The sequence below is a fragment of the Amycolatopsis thermalba genome (genome assembly GCF_023376025.1).
Taxonomy (GTDB): Bacteria; Actinomycetota; Actinomycetes; order Mycobacteriales; family Pseudonocardiaceae; genus Amycolatopsis_E; species Amycolatopsis_E thermalba.
On the sequence record NZ_CP091196.1, the window covers coordinates 1923386 to 1943318 of the forward strand.

Annotated in this window: 22 protein-coding genes; 17 read left to right on the plus strand and 5 right to left on the minus strand. The window is 70.4% G+C overall.

The window, feature by feature from the left end; genetic code table 11:
* Positions 1 to 146 precede the first annotated feature (146 nt).
* Both murA and L1857_RS09445 read left to right on the plus strand, forming a co-directional pair.
* On the plus strand, positions 147 to 1421 hold the full coding sequence (gene murA / locus L1857_RS09440; RefSeq protein WP_094006637.1) for a UDP-N-acetylglucosamine 1-carboxyvinyltransferase: 1275 nt from the start codon (positions 147 to 149) through the stop codon (positions 1419 to 1421).
* 74 nt (positions 1422 to 1495) lie between these two features.
* A complete protein-coding gene (locus L1857_RS09445; protein WP_094006573.1) occupies positions 1496 to 2071 on the plus strand; it encodes a Uma2 family endonuclease in 576 nt (191 codons plus the stop codon).
* Between the two features lies 1 nt (position 2072).
* Here the strand turns inward: L1857_RS09445 and L1857_RS09450 are convergent, their stop codons facing one another.
* Positions 2073 to 2696 carry a LysE family translocator gene (locus L1857_RS09450; RefSeq protein WP_167481468.1) on the minus strand — a complete coding sequence of 208 codons (624 nt, stop codon included), beginning with the start codon at positions 2694 to 2696 and terminating at the stop codon, positions 2073 to 2075.
* Between the two features lie 132 nt (positions 2697 to 2828).
* On the opposite strand from L1857_RS09450, the gene L1857_RS09455 reads away from it, so the two are divergent.
* The 5 genes from L1857_RS09455 (at position 2829) to ehuA (ending at position 8050) form a co-directional block, all read left to right on the plus strand.
* Complete coding sequence (locus tag L1857_RS09455) at positions 2829 to 4850, plus strand: protein meaA (RefSeq protein WP_094006571.1); 2022 nt, start codon at positions 2829 to 2831, stop codon at positions 4848 to 4850.
* Between the two features lie 154 nt (positions 4851 to 5004).
* Positions 5005 to 5898 carry an ectoine/hydroxyectoine ABC transporter substrate-binding protein EhuB gene (gene ehuB, locus L1857_RS09460; protein WP_116112709.1) on the plus strand — a complete coding sequence of 298 codons (894 nt, stop codon included), beginning with the start codon at positions 5005 to 5007 and terminating at the stop codon, positions 5896 to 5898.
* A gap of 22 nt (positions 5899 to 5920) precedes the next feature.
* Complete coding sequence (gene ehuC / locus L1857_RS09465; protein WP_094006569.1) at positions 5921 to 6628, plus strand: ectoine/hydroxyectoine ABC transporter permease subunit EhuC; 708 nt, start codon at positions 5921 to 5923, stop codon at positions 6626 to 6628.
* Positions 6628 to 7284 carry an ectoine/hydroxyectoine ABC transporter permease subunit EhuD gene (gene ehuD / locus L1857_RS09470; protein ID WP_094006568.1) on the plus strand — a complete coding sequence of 219 codons (657 nt, stop codon included), beginning with the start codon at positions 6628 to 6630 and terminating at the stop codon, positions 7282 to 7284. Before ehuC ends, ehuD begins: the two co-directional genes overlap by 1 nt.
* Position 7285: 1 nt before the next feature.
* Positions 7286 to 8050 carry an ectoine/hydroxyectoine ABC transporter ATP-binding protein EhuA gene (ehuA, locus tag L1857_RS09475; protein WP_094006567.1) on the plus strand — a complete coding sequence of 255 codons (765 nt, stop codon included), beginning with the start codon at positions 7286 to 7288 and terminating at the stop codon, positions 8048 to 8050.
* Here the strand turns inward: ehuA and L1857_RS09480 are convergent.
* Entirely contained in the window at positions 7989 to 8402 is a 414-nt protein-coding gene (locus tag L1857_RS09480) for a hypothetical protein (protein ID WP_116112712.1), read from the minus strand. The two genes, ehuA and L1857_RS09480, sit on opposite strands and share 62 nt — an antisense overlap.
* A 217-nt stretch (positions 8403 to 8619) precedes the next feature.
* Here L1857_RS09480 and L1857_RS09485 point away from each other — a divergent pair, with 217 nt between their 5' ends.
* The gene (locus tag L1857_RS09485) at positions 8620 to 9393 is read left to right on the plus strand and encodes an enoyl-CoA hydratase-related protein (protein WP_249464865.1); all 774 of its coding nucleotides are present in this window, start codon (positions 8620 to 8622) and stop codon (positions 9391 to 9393) included.
* A 229-nt stretch (positions 9394 to 9622) separates the two neighbouring features.
* Positions 9623 to 10240, plus strand: a complete 618-nt coding sequence (locus L1857_RS09490; protein ID WP_116112718.1) for a DUF4190 domain-containing protein — start codon at positions 9623 to 9625, stop codon at positions 10238 to 10240.
* 64 nt (positions 10241 to 10304) lie between these two features.
* On the opposite strand, the gene L1857_RS09495 is transcribed toward L1857_RS09490, so the two are convergent.
* Entirely contained in the window at positions 10305 to 10841 is a 537-nt protein-coding gene (locus L1857_RS09495; RefSeq protein ID WP_094006563.1) for an NUDIX domain-containing protein, read from the minus strand.
* Positions 10842 to 10878: 37 nt separating this feature from the next.
* On the opposite strand from L1857_RS09495, the gene nucS reads away from it, so the two are divergent.
* The 7 genes from nucS (at position 10879) to dhaM (ending at position 17134) form a co-directional block, all read left to right on the plus strand.
* Positions 10879 to 11538: an endonuclease NucS gene (nucS, locus tag L1857_RS09500; RefSeq protein WP_162830523.1), complete on the plus strand. Its 660-nt coding sequence runs from the start codon at positions 10879 to 10881 to the stop codon at positions 11536 to 11538.
* A 234-nt stretch (positions 11539 to 11772) separates the two neighbouring features.
* A complete protein-coding gene (locus L1857_RS09505; RefSeq protein WP_094006561.1) occupies positions 11773 to 13473 on the plus strand; it encodes a sodium:solute symporter family protein in 1701 nt (566 codons plus the stop codon).
* Positions 13474 to 13486: 13 nt separating this feature from the next.
* Complete coding sequence (locus L1857_RS09510) at positions 13487 to 13759, plus strand: hypothetical protein (protein ID WP_094006560.1); 273 nt, start codon at positions 13487 to 13489, stop codon at positions 13757 to 13759.
* A gap of 47 nt (positions 13760 to 13806) precedes the next feature.
* Complete coding sequence (locus L1857_RS09515) at positions 13807 to 14799, plus strand: DUF3558 domain-containing protein (RefSeq protein WP_249464867.1); 993 nt, start codon at positions 13807 to 13809, stop codon at positions 14797 to 14799.
* Positions 14800 to 14833: 34 nt separating this feature from the next.
* Complete coding sequence (dhaK, locus tag L1857_RS09520) at positions 14834 to 15835, plus strand: dihydroxyacetone kinase subunit DhaK (RefSeq protein ID WP_249464870.1); 1002 nt, start codon at positions 14834 to 14836, stop codon at positions 15833 to 15835.
* 4 nt (positions 15836 to 15839) lie between these two features.
* A complete protein-coding gene (dhaL, locus tag L1857_RS09525) occupies positions 15840 to 16463 on the plus strand; it encodes a dihydroxyacetone kinase subunit DhaL (RefSeq protein ID WP_094006557.1) in 624 nt (207 codons plus the stop codon).
* Entirely contained in the window at positions 16460 to 17134 is a 675-nt protein-coding gene (dhaM, locus tag L1857_RS09530; RefSeq protein WP_094006556.1) for a dihydroxyacetone kinase phosphoryl donor subunit DhaM, read from the plus strand. Before dhaL ends, dhaM begins: the two co-directional genes overlap by 4 nt.
* 444 nt (positions 17135 to 17578) lie before the next feature.
* On the opposite strand, the gene L1857_RS09535 is transcribed toward dhaM, so the two are convergent.
* Complete coding sequence (locus L1857_RS09535) at positions 17579 to 17785, minus strand: FmdB family zinc ribbon protein (protein ID WP_017987344.1); 207 nt, start codon at positions 17783 to 17785, stop codon at positions 17579 to 17581.
* A gap of 57 nt (positions 17786 to 17842) precedes the next feature.
* On the opposite strand from L1857_RS09535, the gene L1857_RS09540 reads away from it, so the two are divergent.
* The gene (locus tag L1857_RS09540; protein ID WP_116112728.1) at positions 17843 to 18967 is read left to right on the plus strand and encodes an alkaline phosphatase family protein; all 1125 of its coding nucleotides are present in this window, start codon (positions 17843 to 17845) and stop codon (positions 18965 to 18967) included.
* Between the two features lie 303 nt (positions 18968 to 19270).
* On the opposite strand, the gene L1857_RS09545 is transcribed toward L1857_RS09540, so the two are convergent.
* Positions 19271 to 19834, minus strand: coding sequence for a TetR/AcrR family transcriptional regulator (locus L1857_RS09545; protein WP_094006554.1), 564 nt, complete (start codon positions 19832 to 19834; stop codon positions 19271 to 19273).
* Positions 19835 to 19933 lie beyond the last annotated feature (99 nt).

Here is a 19933-nt window from a genome sequence, read left to right on the forward strand (position 1 = left end):
CAAGGTTCCCCCAGTCAGTGGGCCATCCGGGCGCCTAATCGCCGTGAGAGGCCACAGTGTTTCACACGATAGTGCGAACTCGGTCGCCCTCTGTTATGTCCCGCCCCTCCGTTCGGGTGCCCGAACCGGAAGGCATGATGACGGCCATGAGCGAGCACTTCGACGTGCACGGTGGTGCGCGGCTGGTGGGCGAGGTCGAGGTCGTCGGAGCCAAGAACAGCGTTCTGAAGCTGATGGCGGCCGCGCTCCTCGCCGAGGGCACCACCACGATCACCAACTGCCCGCAGATCCTGGACGTCCCGCTGATGGCGGACGTGCTGCGCAGCGTCGGGTGCGAGGTGGTCCTGGACGGCGACACCGCGAAGATCACGACCCCGTCCGAGCTGTCCCACCGGGCCGACTCGCCCGCGATGGGCAAGCTGCGCGCGTCCGTGTGCGTGCTCGGGCCGCTGGTCGGGCGGCTCAAGCGGGCCGTCGTCGCGCTGCCGGGCGGGGACGCGATCGGTTCCCGGCCGCTGGACATGCACCAGAACGGGCTGCGCGCGCTCGGCGCGACGAGCACCATCGAGCACGGCTGCGTCGTCGCCAAGGCCGATCACCTCAAGGGCGCGCAGATCTGGCTGGACTTCCCGAGCGTCGGCGCGACCGAGAACATCCTGATGGCCGCGGTCCTGGCCGAGGGCACGACCGTGATCGACAACGCCGCGCGCGAGCCGGAGATCGTCGACATCTGCGTGATGCTGAACCAGATGGGCGCGCAGATCGAGGGCGCCGGCACGTCGACGCTGACCGTGCAGGGCGTGACCGAGCTCCACCCGACCGAGCACCGCGTGATCGGCGACCGGATCGTGGGGGCGACGTGGGCGTTCGCGGCGGCGATGACCCGCGGTGACCTGACGGTCAAGGGCGTCAACCCGCACCACCTGGACCTGGTGCTGGAGAAGCTGCGGATGGCCGGAGCCGAGATCACGACGTTCGACGAGAGCGGTTTCCGGGTGGTGCAGAACGACCGGCCCAAGGCGGTCGACTTCGTGACGCTGCCCTACCCGGGGTTCGCCACGGACCTGCAGCCGTTCGCCGTTGCGCTGTCCGCGGTGTCCGAGGGCACGTCGATGATCACGGAGAACGTGTACGAGGCGCGGTTCCGGTTCATCGAGGAGATGGTCCGCCTGGGCGCCGACGCCCGCACCGACGGCCACCACGCGGTGGTCCGCGGGGTCGAGAAGCTGTCCTCCGCGCCGGTCTGGGCATCCGACATCCGCGCCGGCGCGGGCCTGGTGCTGGCCGGCCTGTGCGCCGACGGGGTCACCGAGATCTGGGACGTGTTCCACATCGACCGCGGATACCCGTACTTCGTGGAGAATCTGAACCGGCTGGGCGCGCGCGTGGAGCGGGTCATCGGCGCGGCGGAGCGCGCCTGACCGCGCCTTTACTTCCAACGGTGTTGGAAGTCAAGTAGCCTCGAACTCAGGAACTCACAGAGGTTGGGGGTCGGATGACGGCGCTGCCCGAGTGGATGGTGCTCCCGCCCGACGGGTTGACGGCGGCAGACTACGAAGCCCTTCCGGAGGAAGTGTGCCGCAGTCTGGAAATCGTCGATGGAGCCATTGTCGTGAATCCGGCCCCCCGCAGGGTGCATCAGCGAATCATCCGCAACCTGTCCTACCTCCTCGCCGAGGCGAGCGGCCCGGGCTATGAGGCCGATTTCGATGTCGATCTGCGGCTCCGCGACGTGCCGCTGCTCAACCGCAGACCGGATCTCGTGGTGTACGACTCGTCGCTGGACGAGGACGCGGTGCTCCGTCCGGAACACTGCCTTCTCGTGGTCGAAGTCATGTCGCCCGGGTCGATGACGGCGGACCGGATCGACAAGCCGGGTGAGTACGCCGACGCGCGAATCCCGCACTTCTGGCGGGTTGAGAACCCGAACGACGACCCGCGGCTGATCCAGCTCTTCCGCTACCGGCTCGACCCCACCACTCGCGTCTACGCCTCCGCGGGTGTGGACACCGGCAAGGTCAGCCTGCACGACCCGTTCCCCGTCACGCTGGACCTCGCCGCGCTGCTCTGACTCACTCCACCGCCAGCCCGACGCCGAAGCCGATCAGCGCGGTGCCGGTGACCGCGTCCATCGTGCGGCGGACGCGGCGCCGGTTCAGCCAGGTCTTCGCCCAGCGCACCAGGAACAACAGCGTCAGCTGCCACACCGTGCCCACCACCAGCACCGTGTAGGCCAGCAGCAGCGCCTCGGCCGCCCCGGTCGTCGCCGGGTCGAGGAACTGCGGCAGCACCGACAGGTAGAAGGCCATCACCTTCGGGTTGGTGATGTTGGACAGGAACCCCTCGCGGAACCGCCGCAGCCCGTTGCCGCGCCGCCGGTCCAGCCCGGCGAGCGCCTCGTAGTTCCCGCGCCACGCGCCGCGCAGCGCCTGGAACCCCAGCCAGCACAGGTAGGCCACGCCGGCCCAGCGCACGGTCTCGAACAGCGGCCGCACCTGCACGATCAGCGTGCCCAGCCCGAGCCCGACCGCCGTCGCCTGCACGAAGTTGCCCAGCGCGATGCCCGAACACGTGAACAACCCGCCGCGTGCGCCGCCGGCCAGGGCGTTCTTCAGCACCACCATCGTGTCCGGCCCCGGCACCACGGCGATCAGCAGGGCGAACACCAGGTAACTCGCGTACAGGCTCCACGTCACACCCGACAGGCTAACCCGGGCGTCATCATGGGGTCAGGCCGATTTCGCACCCAGTGACGTGCGTCCTTGCGGGGCTGCGCGCGAAGTTACCGGCGAGTACGCTCTGTGTGTCGTTCATCTGGAGGTGCACCGATGCCCTACCCCACGGATCGCGAGCGGGACCGCCCCTGGGTCATGCGCACCTACGCGGGGCATTCGTCGGCGGCGGCCTCCAACGAGCTGTACCGCCGCAACCTCGCCAAGGGCCAGACCGGCCTCTCGGTGGCCTTCGACCTGCCCACCCAGACCGGCTACGACCCCGACCACCCGCTGGCCAAGGGCGAGGTCGGCAAGGTCGGCGTGCCCGTCTCCCACATCGGTGACATGCGCCGCCTGTTCACCGGCATCCCGCTGGCCGAGGCCAACACCTCGATGACGATCAACGCGCCGGCCATGTGGCTGCTCGCGCTCTACGTGACCGTCGCCCGGGAACAGGCCGACGCCGAGGGCCGCGACCGCGACGAGGTGCTCGCCAAGCTCACCGGCACCACCCAGAACGACATCATCAAGGAGTACCTCTCCCGCGGGACCTACATCTTCCCGCCCGCGCCGAGCCTGCGCCTGATCACCGACGTGATCGCCTGGACGGTGCACCACATCCCGAAGTGGAACCCGATCAACATCTGCAGCTACCACCTGCAGGAGGCCGGCGCGACGCCGACGCAGGAGGTCGCCTACGCGTTGTCCACCGCGATCGCCGTGCTGGACGCCGTCCGCGACTCCGGCCAGGTCGAGCAGGCCGACATGGCCAAGGTCGTCGGCCGGATCTCGTTCTTCGTCAACGCCGGCGTGCGGTTCGTCGAAGAGATGTGCAAGATGCGCGCGTTCGCCCGGCTCTGGGACGAGATCACGCGCGAGCGCTACGGCGTCGAGGACCCGAAGGCGCGCCGCCTGCGCTACGGCGTCCAGGTCAACTCGCTCGGCCTGACCGAGGCCCAGCCGGAGAACAACGTCCAGCGGATCGTGCTGGAGATGCTCGGCGTCGCGCTGTCGCGGGACGCCCGGGCCCGCGCGATCCAGCTGCCGGCCTGGAACGAGGCGCTCGGTCTGCCGCGGCCGTGGGACCAGCAGTGGGCGCTGCGCATGCAGCAGGTGCTGGCCTACGAGACCGATCTGCTGGAGTACGAGGACATCTTCGCCGGGTCGCACGTGATCGAGTCCAAAGTGGAGGAGATCGTGTCCGGCGCCCGCGCGGAGATCGAGCAGGTGGCCGATCTCGGCGGTGCGGTGGCCGCGGTGGAAAGCGGGTACATGAAGTCGCAGCTGGTCGCCTCGCTCGCCGAATACCGGCGCGAGGTCGAGGCCGGCGAGCGGATCATCGTCGGCGTCAACAGGTTCGAGACCACCGAGCCGAGCCCGCTGCAGGCCGAGGGCGCCAAGGCGATCGAGACCGTCGACCCGGCGGTGGAGAAGCAGGCAGTCACCGCGCTGGCGGAGTGGCGCCGGCAGCGCGACCAGACGGCGGTCGACGAGGCGCTGGCACGGCTGCGCGAGGTCGCGAAGACCTCGGAGAACCTGTTCGACGCCACGCTGGCGTGCGCGGCGGCCGGGGTGACCACCGGGGAGTGGGCCGGCGCGCTGCGCGAGGTGTTCGGCGAGTACCGGGCGCCGACCGGGGTGTCCGCGGCGGCCATGTCGGGGGACGCGGCCGAGCTGTCCCGCGTGCGCGACCGGGTGCGCTCGACCGGCGAGGAACTGGGCGAGAAGCTGCGGATCCTGGTCGGCAAGCCGGGCCTGGACGGGCACTCCAACGGCGCCGAGCAGGTCGCCGTGCGGGCTCGCGACGTCGGGTTCGAGGTCATTTACCAGGGCATCCGCCTCACGCCCGAGCAGATCGTGGCGGCCGCGGTGCAGGAGGGCGTGCACGTCGTCGGCCTGTCGGTGCTCTCCGGCTCGCACCTCGAGGTCGTGCCGCAGGTGGTCGACGGGCTCCGTGCGGCCGGTGCCGGGGACATCCCGGTGATCGTCGGCGGCATCATCCCGCCCGAGGACGCGCGGCTGCTCGTCGAGCGCGGCATCGCGCGCGTCTTCACGCCGAAGGACTACGAGCTGACCGGGATCATGGACGAGATCGTTTCGGTGGTGCGGGAACGTCACGGATTGCCCCAGGGCTGAGCCAGTTCTGTCACGTTCCGTGCGCATTGTCCACACGCAACGTTGATCTCTTTCCGATAACAGCGAGTGGCGATCTCGTTGCATCTTTTGACCCCATCGGACGCACCGCCTACGTTCGGTGAACCGGCTGAACCGAATAAGGGGTGCGACGAAGATGACGCACGGTCAGTGGACGCGACGGGACTTCTTCCGGCGATCGGCGGTCGTGGGCGCCGCGGCGGTGGCGGGGCCGACCCTGTTGGCGGCCTGCCAGAGCACCGAGAGCGGGAACACCCTCGACGCGGCGAGAAGTTCCAAGACGATCCGGATCGGCATCGCCAACGAGGCGCCCTACGGATTCGCCGACGCCTCGGGCAACACGACCGGTGAAGCGCCGGAGGTGGCGCGCGCGGTGTGCAAGGGGCTCGGGATCGACACCGTGCAGGCCAGCGTGGTGCCGTTCGACCAGTTGATTCCCGCGCTGAACGCGAAGCAGTTCGACATCGTCGCCGCGGGCATGAACATCACGCCGGTGCGCTGCAACGCGGCGCTGTTCTCCGATCCGGACTACTCGGCGCTGACCGCGTTGCTGGTCCCCAGCGGGAACCCGCAGGGCATCAACACCCTCGCCGACGTCGCCGCCAAGAAGGTCAAGGTCGCGGTGCTCTCCGCCGCGGTGGAGAAGGGTTTCGCCACCGCCGCCGGGGTGGCCGAGGACCAGATCGAAACCCTGGACACGCAGGACAACATGCTGCGCGCGGTGACCGCCGGGCGCGTGTACTGCGCCGCGCTCACCGACATCTCGCTGAAGTGGCTGGTGAAGCAGAACCCGAACTCCGGGGTCGAGGTCACGTCCGGCTTCCAGCCGACGGAGAACGGCCAGCCGGTGCAGACCGCGGGCGGTTTCGTGTTCCGCAAGGAGGACACGTCCCTGCGCGACGCCTTCAACCAGCAGCTGAAGACGTTGCACGACAACGGGGAATGGCTGCGGATCGCGTCGCCGTTCGGGTTCGACCAGAGCAACCTGCCCACAGCCGACCTGACCACCGACAAACTCTGCGCGGCCTGACGCTCGAGCCCGGGGACGCGTCGTGTCCGACTCGACATCCAACATCATCTCGACCATCCTCAGTGGACTCGGCGCGACGGTGGCCGCGGCCGCCGGCGGCATCGCGCTGACGATCGTGCTGGCGTTCGTCGCCGGGCTCGCGATGCTGTCGCGCTCCCGTGCGGTGCGGTTCGTCAGCCGGGTCTACGTCGAGGGCTTCCGCGGCACGTCGGAGGTCGTGCAGCTGTTCTGGCTGTACTTCGTGCTCCCGGCGATGGTCGGGTTCAAACTGGTCCCGTTGTTCGCCGGCATCATCGTGCTCGGGCTCAACCACGGCGCCTACGGTGCCGAAATCGTGCGCGGCGCGGTGCAGTCGGTGCCGCGGGCGCAGCGCGAGGGCGCGGTGGCGTTGTCGTTCAGCCCGGCGCAGCGGATGTTCCGGGTGATCCTGCCGCAGGCGGTGGTGGAGATGCTGCCACCGTTCAACAACCTCTTCATCCAGCTGATGAAGAGCACGGCGCTGCTGTACTTCATCTCGGCCGGCGAGATCACCGAAAAGGGCGAGCTGCTGCGGCCGCTCTACGGCAGCCAGCTGGTGCTGATCTACGGCGTCGAGCTGTTGTGCTACCTGGCGATCGCGGTGGTCATCACCACGGTCATGCGCCTGCTGGAACGGGTGCTCGCCAAGCGGCTCGGGCGTGAGCCACCGTCCCGGGAGAAGGCGTTCGCCAAGGCGGGGGTGATCACCTGATGGACTGGGACTGGGACTACTTCTGGGACTCCGTTCCGGTACTGCTGGAGGGGTTGCTGGTCACCGTCGAGCTGACGGTGCTCGGCTCGCTCGTCGCCTACCTGCTGGGTCTGGTGTTCGCCCTGGTGCGGCGGGCGCGGATCCCGGTGCTGAGCCAGGCGATGTACCTGTTCATCGAGCTGGTGCGCAGCACGCCGCTGCTGATCCAGGTGTTCATCGTCTTCTACCTGCTGTGGCCGGCACTGGACATCCGGCCGTCGGCGTTCCTCACCGGCGTGATCGCGCTGGGCATCCACTACGCGACCTACACCTCCGAGGTGTACCGCGCGGGCATCGACGCCGTCCCGAAAGGACAGTGGGAGGCCGCGACGGCGCTGAGCATCCCCCGTACGCGCGTGTGGACCGGGATCGTCCTGCCGCAGGCGGTGCCGCGGGTGCTGCCCGCGCTCGGCAACTACATGATCTCGATGTTCAAGGAAACACCGCTGCTGATCAGCATAGGTATTTTCGAGGTGCTGAACCAGGCGAAGGAGCAGGGCGCGGAGACCTTCCGGGTGATCGAGCCCTACACCCTGGCCGGCATCCTTTTCCTGCTGGTCAGTTACCCGTCGTCGATCCTGGTGCGAAGGTTGGAACGCCGTGTCGGACAGCTCTGAGATGATCCGGTTCGAGGGGGTCGTGAAGAAGTTCGGCGACCACGTGGTGTTGCGGGAGCTGGACTTCTCGGTCCGGCCGGGCGAGTTCGTGACCCTGATCGGGCCCAGCGGTTCGGGCAAGACCACGATCCTGCGGTTGCTGATGACGCTGGAGCAGGTGAACGAGGGACGGATCTTCGTCGGCGGCGAGTGCCTCTCGCACGTGGAGAAGAACGGGAAGTTCGTGCCGGCGGGCGAGAAGCACCAGCGGCGCATGCGCAGGCGGATCGGGATGGTGTTCCAGCAGTTCAACCTGTTCCCGAACATGAAGGTGCTGCAGAACGTCACCGAGGCGCCGATCCGGGCGCTGGGGCTGTCCCGCCAGGAGGCCGAGCAGCGCGGCCGGGAGCTGCTGGAGATGGTCGGGCTGAGCGAGAAGGCCGACGCCCACCCGTCCCAGCTGTCCGGCGGGCAGCAGCAGCGCGTGGCGATCGCGCGGGCGCTCGCGATGCGGCCGGAGGTGCTGCTGCTGGACGAGGTCACCTCCGCGCTGGACCCGGAACTGGTGGCCGGTGTGCTGAAGGTGCTCAAGGACATCGCGTCGACCACGGACATCACGTTCCTCTGCGTGACGCACGAGATGCAGTTCGCGCGGGACGTCTCGGACCGGGTCCTGATGTTCGACCACGGGCAGATCATCGAGGACGCGCCGCCGGAGAAGCTGTTCACGAACCCGGACCACGAACGAACGCGGGAGTTCCTGCAGGCCGTGCTCGACCGGGGCTGACCCCGCGGAACGCCGTCGAGCGCGCGACGAGCGCGGCCGCCTGGACCAGCGTCGCGGACGCGATCCAGTCGACGAGCGCCGGCGAGTAGTACGCGACCTGTTCGAACGTCAGGTCCCGCCCGCCGCCGACGACCGCACCCAGCAGGCCCGGCAGAGTCACGAGCACCACGACCGTCACCAGTCCCGGCGCCAGCTGGAGAACCACGCGCCACCACGGCCGCCCCGCCATCCGCGTCGCCCAGTGGCGAGCGCGTGCCACACCCCGGATTCCGAGCGCCAGAACGGCGAGTGTCAGCACACCCAGCACCAGGTCGATGACCAGCCGCAGGGTGGTCGTGGTCGTGGCGCGCATCCCGGCAGGCCCGAACACGTGCCGTCGCGGGTGTTCGTCGAACGGCTTCCCGGAGGCCGGCGTGCCCTGCCGTGCCCGCCTCCACCTGCTGCATCACCGCCAGCGCGAGGTGGACGATCCGGTGGATGTCCCGGCGAGCAGGACCCGAACGGCAGCGCACCACCCCGACCCTCGTCAGGGGGAGCACAACACGGCCGCCAAGAGGTAGCGTCGGAGTATGGCCGAGTACGAGCACATCCTGGTCAAGCGCGACGACGAGACGGTGACGATCACGATGAACCGCGCCGCGCGCCGCAACTCACTCTCCGAAGCCCACCTGGCCGAGCTGCTGGCGGCGTTCGAGGAGGCGGCGGCGACCGACGCGACGGGCATCGTGCTGGCGGGGGCTGGCCCGGTGTTCTCGGCGGGCCACGACTTCGGCGACGTGGCCGCGCGGGACCTGGACGGGGTGCGGCGCCTGCTCACCCTGTGCACGCGGCTGATGCGGACGATGGAGTCGGTGCCGCAGGTGGTGATCGCGCGGGTGCAGGGGCTGGCCACGGCGGCGGGGTGCCAGCTGGTGGCGTCGTGTGACCTGGCGGTCGCGGCCGAGTCGGCGGGCTTCGCGCTGCCCGGCGGCAAGGGCGGCTGGTTCTGCCACACGCCGGCGGTGCCGGTCGCGCGGTCGATCGGGCGCAAGCGGCTGATGGAGCTGGCGCTGACCGGAGACGTCATCGACGCGGCGACGGCGCTGGAGTGGGGCCTGGTGAACCGGGTGGTGCCGGACGCGGACCTGGACACCGCGGTGGCCGAGCTGCTGGGCCGGGCCACGCGCGGCAGCCGGGCCAGCAAGGCGCTCGGGAAGCAGACCCTGTACACCCAGCTGGACCGCCCGGAGGCCGACGCGTACGCGATCGCGGTCGAGGTGATGGCGGCGGCGTCGCAGACGCCCGCGGCGCGGGAGGGGATGGCGTCGTTCCTGGAGAAGCGGAAGCCGGAGTGGCCCGCCTGAGCCGTGGTTTTCGCTGCGCCGTTCGGGTGAACTGAAAGTTCAGTCACTGAGTTCCGTCGTGGCCGGAACGGTGATCATCCGTGCAGCTCAGTGCCACTGTGGACGGTCCCGGTCAAGATCCACTTCTGCCGGCTGGTCCGCTTGAACGCTGTTACAAGCGCGAGCGCGCGGCGATTGACGGTGTGACGCAGCGGGACGGCCCGCTGCGCGTGCCCGTCAAGGAACACTCGTGACTCATCCGCCCTACGCCTCGCCCGCGCCCACTCCCGCGCCGCCGAAGAACGGCCTCGGAACCGCGGGTTTCGTCCTCGGCCTCGTCGGCCTCGTGTTCGCCTTCATCCCGCTCGTCGGCGTCGTGGCGTGGCCGCTGGTCATCATCGGCCTGATCCTGTCGCTGGTCGGCCTGTCCCGCGCCACCAAGGGCGCCGCGACGAACAAGGGGCTCGCCATCGCCGGTGTCGTGTGCTCCGCGGTCGGCCTGGTGGTCTGCATCCTGTGGGCCGCCGTCTTCGGCGCCGCGGTCGACGAGGTCAACGACTCGACCCCGACCAGTGGCGACCCGGCCGCCGCAGCGCACCAGATCCTGCTCGAGGTGACCACTGGCCAGCGGAGCAACCTCAACTGGACCAGCGGGCTCAGCGTGAACAACCAGGAGATCGTCGAGGCCGGGCAGACCTGGTCCAGGACCCTGGGCGTCGAGGACCTCGGCTTCACGTCGATCACGGTCACCCCGGTGACCACCGACATCGACGCCCAGCCGAACAGCTGCAAGATCACCGTGGACGGCAAGCCGGTCGCCGAGAACTCGAACATCGTCGCCGCGATCTGCTCCTACCCGGGCGGCTGACCTGACGGGCGCGGCGGCGCGGGAAACGCCCTCGCCGCCGGCCCCGCTGCCGCGCGCGGCGCAGCTAGCGTTCGTGCAGCAGCAGGAGTCCGTACGCGGCGATCGACTGGGCGTCCGTGATCTCCCCGCGCGTGATCATCTTCTCGAACTCGTCCCGGCCGAACCACGCCGTGCGCATGTCCTGTTCTTCGTGCTCGCGCTCGTGCGGCCCCTCGGCCAGCTCCGTCGCCAGGTAGACCCGGCCGCGCTGGCTCGACATGCCCGGCGCGACGTCGAGCAGCCCGAGGTCGGTCAGCGAACCGGCCACCAGCCCGGTCTCCTCCCGCAGCTCCCGCGCCGCCAGCTCGAGCGGGTCCAGCTCGGCCAGCCCGGGCGCGGTGCCCTGCGGGAACTCCCACCGCCGCAGGCCCAGCGGGTACCGGTACTGCTCGACCAGGTGCAGCCGGTCGCCGTCGAGCGGGATCACCAGCGCGTAGGCGGGCTTGTCGACCACGCCGTAGATGCCGGGCGAGCCGTCCGGGCGGCGGATGGCGTCCTCGCGCACCGTCATCCAGTCGTTCCGGTACACCTCGCGCGAGCCGAGCCGTTCGATGGGATCCACGCGACCAGTCTGCCGAAGCATCTTCTACCCTCGCCGGGTGCGTCTCGTGATCGCTCGTTGCCAAGTGGACTACGCCGGCCGCCTGACGGCCCACCTCCCGATGGCCACCCGGTTGCTGCTCATCAAGGCCGACGGCTCGGTGTCGGTGCACTCCGACGACCGCGCCTACAAGCCGCTGAACTGGATGAGCCCACCGTGCTGGCTGATCGAGGACGATGACATCTGGACGGTGCAGAACAAGGCAGGCGAGAAGCTCGTCATCACGATCGAGGAGCGGATCGACGAGATCAGCCACGACCTCGGCGCCGAGCCGGGCCTGCAGAAGGACGGCGTCGAGGCGCACCTGCAGGAGCTGCTGGCCGAGCACATCACCACGCTCGGCGAGGGGTACACGCTGGTCCGCCGCGAGTACCCGACGGCGATCGGGCCGGTCGACATCCTCGCCCGCGACGCCGACGGCGGTTCGGTGGCGGTCGAGATCAAGCGCCGCGGCGAGATCGACGGCGTCGAGCAGCTGACCCGCTACCTGGAGCTGCTCAACCGCGACCCGCTGCTGGCGCCGGTGCAGGGCGTGTTCGCCGCGCAGCTGATCAAGCCGCAGGCCCGCACGCTCGCCGAGGACCGCGGCATCCGCTGCCTCACGCTGGACTACGACGCCCTGCGCGGCACCGAATCGGACGACCTCCGCCTGTTCTGACCTGCGACCGACGGCCCCCGCGCGGCGACCACGAGCCGCGCGGGGGCCGTCGTGCGTCCGGGGTCCGAGTTGCGCCGTGTGACGCTGCGCTGTTGGGTTGTCACCGGTTTGATCTCGACACGGTCAAGGCGTGCCTGCTGGCGTGCACAGCCGGGATACCGCGTAGTAATGTGCGCTCGTCACTCGATCGTGGTGATTTTTGTTCGGAGATGTTGGACTCCCGGAGGTGCATCGGTGCATGTCCTAGCCGCAGCGAACCTGCGACTTGATGCGCACGCGATCGACTACGTGTTGCTCGCGTTCTACTTCGTGCTGGTGCTCGGCATCGGCTACCTGGCCCGGAAACAGGTGTCGAGCAGCATCGACTTCTTCCTGTCCGGCCGTTCCCTGCCGGCCTGGGTCACCGGGCTCGCCTTCATCTCCGCCAACCTCGGCGCCATCGAAGTGATGGGGATGTCGGCCAACGGCGCGCAGTACGGCCTGCCGACCGCCCACTACTTCTGGATCGGCGCGATCCCCGCGATGCTGTTCCTCGGCATCGTGATGATGCCGTTCTACTACGGGTCGAAGGTCCGCAGCGTGCCGGAGTTCATGCGGCGCCGCTTCGGCACCGGCGCCCACCTGACCAACGGCATCAGCTTCGCCCTGGCGCAGATCCTCATCGCCGGGGCGAACCTGTACCTGCTGGCCAGCGTGGTGAACCTGCTGCTGGGCTGGCCGATCTGGTTCTCGATCGTCATCGCCGCGGTCATCGTGCTCGCCTACACCGCGCTCGGCGGCCTGTCCGCCGCCATCTACAACGAGGTGCTGCAGTTCTTCGTCATCGTCGCCGCGCTGGTGCCGCTGACGATCGTCGGCCTCTACAAGGTCGGCGGCTGGAACGGCCTGGTCGACAAGGTCACGAACAGCCCCGGCGGCGCGGAGCAGCTGAGCTCCTGGCCGGGCAACCAGCTGACCGGGTTCGGCAGCAACTTCCTGTCGGTGCTGGGCCTGGTGTTCGGTCTCGGCTTCGTGCTGTCCTTCGGCTACTGGACCACGAACTTCGTCGAGGTCCAGCGCGCTATGGCGTCGAAGAGCATGTCCGCGGCCCGCCGCACGCCGATCATCGGCGCGTTCCCGAAGATGCTGGTCCCGTTCATCGTGATCATCCCCGGCATGATCGCCGCGGTCACGGTCACCGAGCTGCAGGGCCAGAACAAGCAGGCCCTGCTCGACGGCGGGTCCGCCCCCAGCGGCGCGACCTTCAACGACGCGCTGCTGCTGCTCATGCGCGACCTGCTGCCCAACGGTGTGCTGGGTGTCGCGATCGCCGGTCTGCTGGCCTCGTTCATGGCCGGTATGGCGGCGAACCTGAGCTCGTTCAACACCGTGTTCACGTACGACATCTGGCAGGCCTACATCAAGAAGGACAAGCCGGACTCGTACTACCTGAACATGGGCCGCTGGGTCACCGCGGGCGCCACGATCCTCGCCATCGGCACGGCCGGGATCGCCTCGCAGTACTCGAACCTGATGGACTACCTGCAGCAGCTGTTCTCGTTCTTCAACGCGCCGCTGTTCGCCACGTTCATCCTGGGCATGTTCTGGAAGCGGATGACGCCCGCGGCGGCCTGGATCGGCCTGCTGTCCGGTACCGCGTCGGCGATCGTGGTGTTCCTGCTCGCCGAGACCGGGGTGTGGGACCTGCCCGGCCAGGGCGCCAGCTTCATCGGCGCCGGTGCGGCGTTCGTGGTCGACATCGTGGTCAGCGTCGCCGTGTCCTCGGTGACGCGGCCGCGCGAGGCTTCGGAGCTGACCGGGCTGGTCTACTCGCTGACCCCCAAGGAGTCGCGCCAGCACTCCACGACCGGCGAGGACGCGGGCTGGTACCGCAACCCGGGCCTGCTCGCGGGCATCGTCCTGGTCATCACGATCGCGCTGAACATCGCCTTCTAGGAGGTTGGCAGACATGGCTAGCGAAACCCCCGCCGGCACGCGCCGGGCAGGCGCGTTCGACATCCGGCTGATCATCGCGCTGCTGACCGGTGTCTACGGCGTGGTCCTGACGATCATGGGAATCGCGTTCACCGACGAGGCCGAGCTGCAGAAGGCGGCGGGGGTGAACATCAACCTGTGGGCCGGCATCGGCCTGCTGGTGTTCACCGCGCTGTTCGTGCTGTGGGCGCTCGTGCGGCCGATCCGGGTCCCGGTGTCGGAGGACGGCGAGACCCCGGCCGAATAGGAAGGTTCGGAACATCCCGGCGAGGCCGGGCGGCTACGGTGCTCTGCGTGCTCCGTGTCGCCCGGCCTCGCCGTTTCGTCCCCGTGGTCCTGCTCGCCCTGGCCGTTTCCGCGTGCGGCGGGCCCGATCTGGGCAAGCAGAACTTCCCGCGCACCACCGTCACGCAGACCAGCGCGGCGGCGGTCCCGGTCGACGACCCGGAGGTCGCGCTGGACGTGCAGCGCACCGTCGACCCGTGCGGCCTGCTGCGGGGTGACACCGTCAGCGGCGTCGGCACGCCGGTCGAGGACAGCCTCTACGACGACGAGCTGGACAGCTGCAGCGTCGGGGTCACCGACGCCGGCGGCAAGCAGGCCCGGCTGAGCCTCACGTTGGGCGACAACCTTGCCCTCTCCATGGCGCGCGAGGCCGGCGTCGTGGAAGGCCTGCCGGTCGTCGAGAACGACCTGGACAACCCGGACACCGCCGAGAACGAGGGCTGCGTCGTCTCGGCGGTCACCCACCGGACGTCCTCGCTGGGCATCTCCGTCCAGGTCACCTACGAGGGTGGGGACGCCTGCGGCGCCGGGATGACGGTGATCCGCGAGGTCGTGGCCAAGATGCACGCCGGGCCGCCCCGGCTCAGCCGTCCGGCGAACTCGGCGGTGCCGCTGGACCCGTGCGCGCTCGCCGACGACGCCGTGGTGGCCGAGGTCCTCGGCCGGGGCACCGAGAAGGGTGCCAGCGGTCTGCACGACTGCCACTGGTCCGGCGGCAACGCCGACGGGTACCTGCGGATCTCCGAGACCGTCGAGCCGTCCGAGGGCGACAACGGCACCCGCGTCGACCTCGGCGGCGGCGTCACCGGCTACCAGGAGAAACGGACCAACGCGGGCAACAGCTGCGTCATCGCCTGGACCCACCTGAAGACCGGCGACGGCGAGGGCGAGATCGTCAAGTTCACCTACGACAACTTCCACGACGACGCCGCCGGGGACGACTCGTGCGGAAAGGCCCGGCGCATCGTCGGCACGATCCTGCCGAAGCTGCCCAAGTCCTGATAGGAAGGGGCGACGACGGAGTCAGGAGGCGGGCATGAAGAAGATCATCAACGACCCGGCGGACGTGGTCACCGAATCGCTGCGCGGGCTGGCCGCCGCGCACGCGGACATCCTGCGTGTCCAGGAGGACCCGAACGTGGTGGTGCGCGCCGACGCGCCGGTGGCCGGCAAGGTCGCGGTGATCTCCGGCGGCGGGTCCGGGCACGAGCCGCTGCACGGCGGGTTCGTCGGCCTCGGCATGCTCGACGCGGCGGTGCCCGGCGCGGTGTTCACCTCGCCGACGCCGGACGCCGTGCAGGCCGCGATCAGCGCGACCACCGGCGAGGCCGGGGCGCTGCTGATCGTCAAGAACTACACCGGTGACGTGCTGAACTTCGAGACCGCGGGCGAGCTGGCCGCGGCCGAGGACCTGGACGTGCGCAGCGTGGTGATCGACGACGACGTCGCGGTCGCCGATTCGACCTACACGGCCGGGCGCCGGGGCGTCGGCGGCACGGTGCTGCTGGAGAAGATCGCCGGTGCCGCCGCCGAGCGGGGCGACTCGCTGGACGCGGTGGAGGCGCTGGCGCGCAAGGTCATCGGCCAGGTCCGCTCGATCGGGGTCGCGCTCACCGCACCGACCGTGCCGCACGTCGGCGAGCCCAGCTTCGACCTGGGCGCCGACGAGATCGAGTTCGGCATCGGCATCCACGGCGAGCCGGGCCGGGAGCGGATCCCGGCCGAGCCGGCCGGCGCGCTGGTGGCGCGCATGGTCGGGGCGATCGTGGAGGACCTGCCGTTCGGCGAGGGTGACCGGGTGCTGCTGTTCACCAACTCGATGGGCGCCACCCCGCTGGTCGAGCTGTACCTCGCGCACGGCATCGCCGAGCGGCTGCTGGCCGATCGCGGCATCATGGTCGAACGCCGGCTGGTGGGTCCCTACATCACCAGCCTGGAGATGCAGGGCATCAGCCTGACCCTGCTCAAGCTCGACGACGAGCTGACGGAACTGTGGGACGCGCCGGTGAACACCGCCGCACTGCGCTGGAAGGCCTGAGGACATGGGATGCACGCCGGAGGGCGTCGCGAACGCGTTGCGGGGTGCCGCGGCCGTGATCGCCGAGCACCGCGCCGAGCTGATCGAACTCGACCGGGCGATCGGGGACGGGGACCACGGGGAGAACATGAACCGCGGTTTCCAGGCCGTCGTGGCCGCGCTGGACGGCGCCGTGCCGGACACGCCGGGCGCGGTGCTCAAGCTCGCGGCGACGACGCTCATTTCGAAGGTCGGCGGCGCGGCGGGGCCGTTGTACGGCACGGCTTTCCTGCGGGCGTCGACGGTGGTGTCGAACCAGCCGGAGCTGGGCGCGGCGGAGGTCGTGGCCGCGCTGCGGGCGGGGCTGGAGGGCGTGCAGGCCCGCGGCAAGGCGGTGGAGGGCGACAAGACGATGGTCGACGCCCTGCTGCCCGCGGTCGCGGCGGCGGAGAAGGCGGGCGGCGCGGACGTCGCGGCGGTCCTGGCCGCGGCCGCGGAGGGCGCGGCGAGCGGTGCGCAGTCCACTGTGGACCTGGTCGCGCGGAAGGGCCGGGCGTCCTACCTGGGGGAGCGCAGCGCGGGACACCTCGACCCGGGTGCGCGATCGACGGCGCTGCTGCTCGAGGCGTTCGCGAAGGCGGCGCGATGAGCGTCGGACTGGTGCTGGTGTCGCACAGCGCGAAGCTCGCCGAAGGGGTCGCCGAGGTCGCCGCGCAGATGGCGCCCGACGTGACGATCGTGCCCGCGGGCGGGCTGCCCGACGGTGGAATCGGGACGGACTACGACTCGGTGGTCGCGGCCGTCCAGCGCGCCGATTCCGGGTCCGGCGTCGTGCTGCTCTACGACCTGGGCAGCGCGCAGATGACGGCGGAGCTGGCGGTCGAGTCGCTGGCCGACCCGGAGGCGGTCGTCGTCGCGGACGCGCCGCTGGTGGAGGGCACGATCGCGGCGGCGGTCGCGGCGCAGAACGGGGCGGACCGGGCGGGGGTCCTGGAGGCGGCGGCCGCGGCGGGCGCACCCCCGGAACTGGGCGCGGCGACCGAGCCGGCGGGGGACTCGGTGGAGCTGACGCTGACCAACGAGGTCGGCCTGCACGCCCGCCCCGCGGCGGTGCTGGCGCGCAGCCTGGCCGCGATCGAGGCCGAGGTGAGTGTGCGGTTGGGCGACCAGGAGGCGGACGCGCACAGCGTGCTGGCGCTGATGGCGCTGGGCGCGCGCAAGGGCGACCGGATCCAGGTGCGCGCGGGAGGCCCCCAGGCGGCCGAGGCGCTGCGCGTGGTGCAGGAGCTGGTGGAAGACAACTTCGGCGAACCCGCCTGAGCCCCACACCCCGGTACCCGCGAGCCCACTCGGCGCTGCGAGTCCCACGTTGCGATGCCGCGAGTCCCACGTTCGGGCGGGCGAGTCCCACCTCCCGACGCGCGAGTTCCACGTTCGCCCGTGCGAGTTCCACGTTCCGGCGCGCGAGTTCCACGTTCGCCCGTGCGAGTTCCACGTTCCGGCGCGCGAGTTCCACGCTCCAGCCCGCGAGTCCCACGTTTCGGCCCGCGAGTCTCACGTTCGGGCGGGCGAGTTCCACGTTGCGTTGCCGCGAGTCCCACACTCGGTGCCGCGAGTTCCGCGCTCCTGCCGCTACTCCCACATTCGCGCGCGAGTTCCGCGCTCCCGCGCCGTGAATCCGCGCGCTAGCCCGCGAGTTCCACACCGCGCGAGCCCGTCGCGCGCCGAACGGCTGACGGGGCAGGGCTTCGCGGACTACACCACTCAGTGACCGCAGCCGCAGGCGCCGCCGCAGCAGCCGCCGCCCGCGGGCGCGCCGGCGGCCGACCCGGTGAGCGCGACGGTCGTGAGCAGCTTGACCGTGTCCGTGTGTCCCTCGGGGCAGGTCGCGGGCGCGCTCGACTCGCTCATCGGCCGGTTCACCTCGAAGGTGCCGGTGCATTCGCGACAGCGGTAGGCGTAGGTCGGCATGTCGTCATTATCCGGCACGGCGTGCGTCCGGAGCCACCTTCCTGCCAAGCTGGTGCCGTGGAGCTGCCGACGCTGTCCGGCCAGGGGCATCTTGCCGACGTGGTGCCTTCCGTCCTCGCGACCTTGGGTGTGCGCGGGTGTGTCAACACGCTCGACCTGCCCGAGTCCGCGGGCGCCTGCGTCCTGCTGATCGACGGTCTGGGCGCCGAGCTGTTGCGTGACCACGCCGCCGACGCGCCGGTGCTGGCCGAGCTCGCGCGGGCGACGCTGACCGTGGGCTGCCCGTCGACGACGGTCGCCGGGCTGGCCGCGATCGGGACCGGGCTGGCGTCCGGTGAGCACGGCATGGCGGGGTACACGTTCGAGGTGCCGGGCTGCGGGGTGCTCAACGCCTTGCGGTGGCGCGAGCATCCGGGCGGTGGCGAGCTGGACCTGCGGCCGGAGGACGTGCAGCCGCTGCCCACGACCTTCGAGCGCGCGGCCGCGGCGGGCGTCGAGGCGGTGGTGGTGTCCGACGCCAAGTTCGCGAAGTCGCCACTGACCAGGGCGGTGCAGCGGGGCGGGACCTACCGCGGCGTGTACGCGATGGGCGACCTGGCCGCGGAGACGCTGCGGACCCTGCGCGAGTCGCCTGGTTTCTGCTACGCCTACCACAGCCAGCTCGACGAGCTCGGTCACCGCTACGGGCCGGGCTCGCCGGCGTGGGTGATGCAGCTGCGGCAGGTCGACCGGCTCGTCGAGTCGCTTGTGGACGGTCTGCCGCCCGGACGGCTGCTGGCGGTGGTGGCCGACCACGGGATGGTCGCGCTGGACGAGAACGTGATCGACTTCGACGCGACGCCCGAGTTGCAGGCGGGGGTGCGTGCGCTGGGCGGGGACCCGCGGGTGCGGAACGTGTACACCGAGCCCGGCGCGACGGAGGACGTGCTGGCTGCCTGGTGCGCGGTGCTGGGGGAGCGGGCCTGGGTGGCCCGCCGCGACGAGGCGATTGCCGCGGGCTGGCTGGGCCCACGCGTGAGCGGCCGGGTGCGCCCCCGTTTCGGCGACGTGATCGCCGCCGCCCGGGACGACTTCGGGATGCTGCGCCGGACCGCCGAGCCGCTGGAGTCCGCGCTGATCGGCCAGCACGGCTCCCTGACACCGGCCGAGCAGCTGGTCCCACTCGCGATCGCGCACCGCTGAGGTGCGTTGTGCTCGTCGTGGTGCGGTGGTGAGGCTGGGCCTGCTCGCGGTGGTGGGGTTTGGGCCCGGTGGCGATCGCGCATTGCTGAGGTGGTCGGGCTCGTGGTGGCGCAGTGGTGAGGTCGGGCTTGGCCGCGATCGTGCAGCGGAGGGGTTCGGGCCTGGTCGCGGTCCTGCGTGTGGGCTGGCCCGATCGCGGTGATGTGGTGGTGAAGTTGGTGCGGTCGCGGAGCGGTGGGGTTGGCCGTGCTCGCGGCCGCACAGTGGCGCGGTTCGGCCCGGTCGCGATCGTGCGCCGCCGGCTCAGGTTTTCGGCTGCCGGAGGCCGTCCAGCATCACCGTGAGCAGGCGCTCCGCCGTTTCGTCGTTGCCCTCCGCCGCTATGGACACCCCGTGGCCGAGCAGCAGCAGGTCTCGCGGCCGCACGTCCGCGCGCACGGCGCCCGTCTCCTGCGCCGGCTTGAGCACTGCCGCCGCGGCCTCGTTCATCATCGCCTTGCACAGGGCGAACGTGTCCGAATCCCGGTCCATCGCGGCCTTCAGCGTGGCCGCCAGCCCGCGCTTGTGCAGCACGAAGGCGACCTGCTCGCGCATCCACCGGTTCAGCGCTTCCGACGGCTCGTACTCCGCCAGCAACCGGTGCGCGGCCGCGCTGAGCCGCTCGATGTCGTCGCGGTAGACGGCCTCGACCAGTGTCTCCCGAGTCGGGAAGTGCCGGTAGAGGGTGCCCGCCCCGACGCCCGCCCGCCGCGCGATGTCGTCCAGCGGGGCGTCCGGCCCGTGCTCCAGGAACGCCTCGCGTGCGGTGTTCAGGATCCGCTCGTAGTTGCGCCGTGCGTCAGCCCGCATCGGCCGCGGTGCTGTCATGCGCCTCACCTCAAAACCGGACACATTCTCCGGATACTCTTGCGCAACCGGAGACCTTCTCCATATGCTAGCTCCATCGAAGCGGAGAGCTTGTCCGTT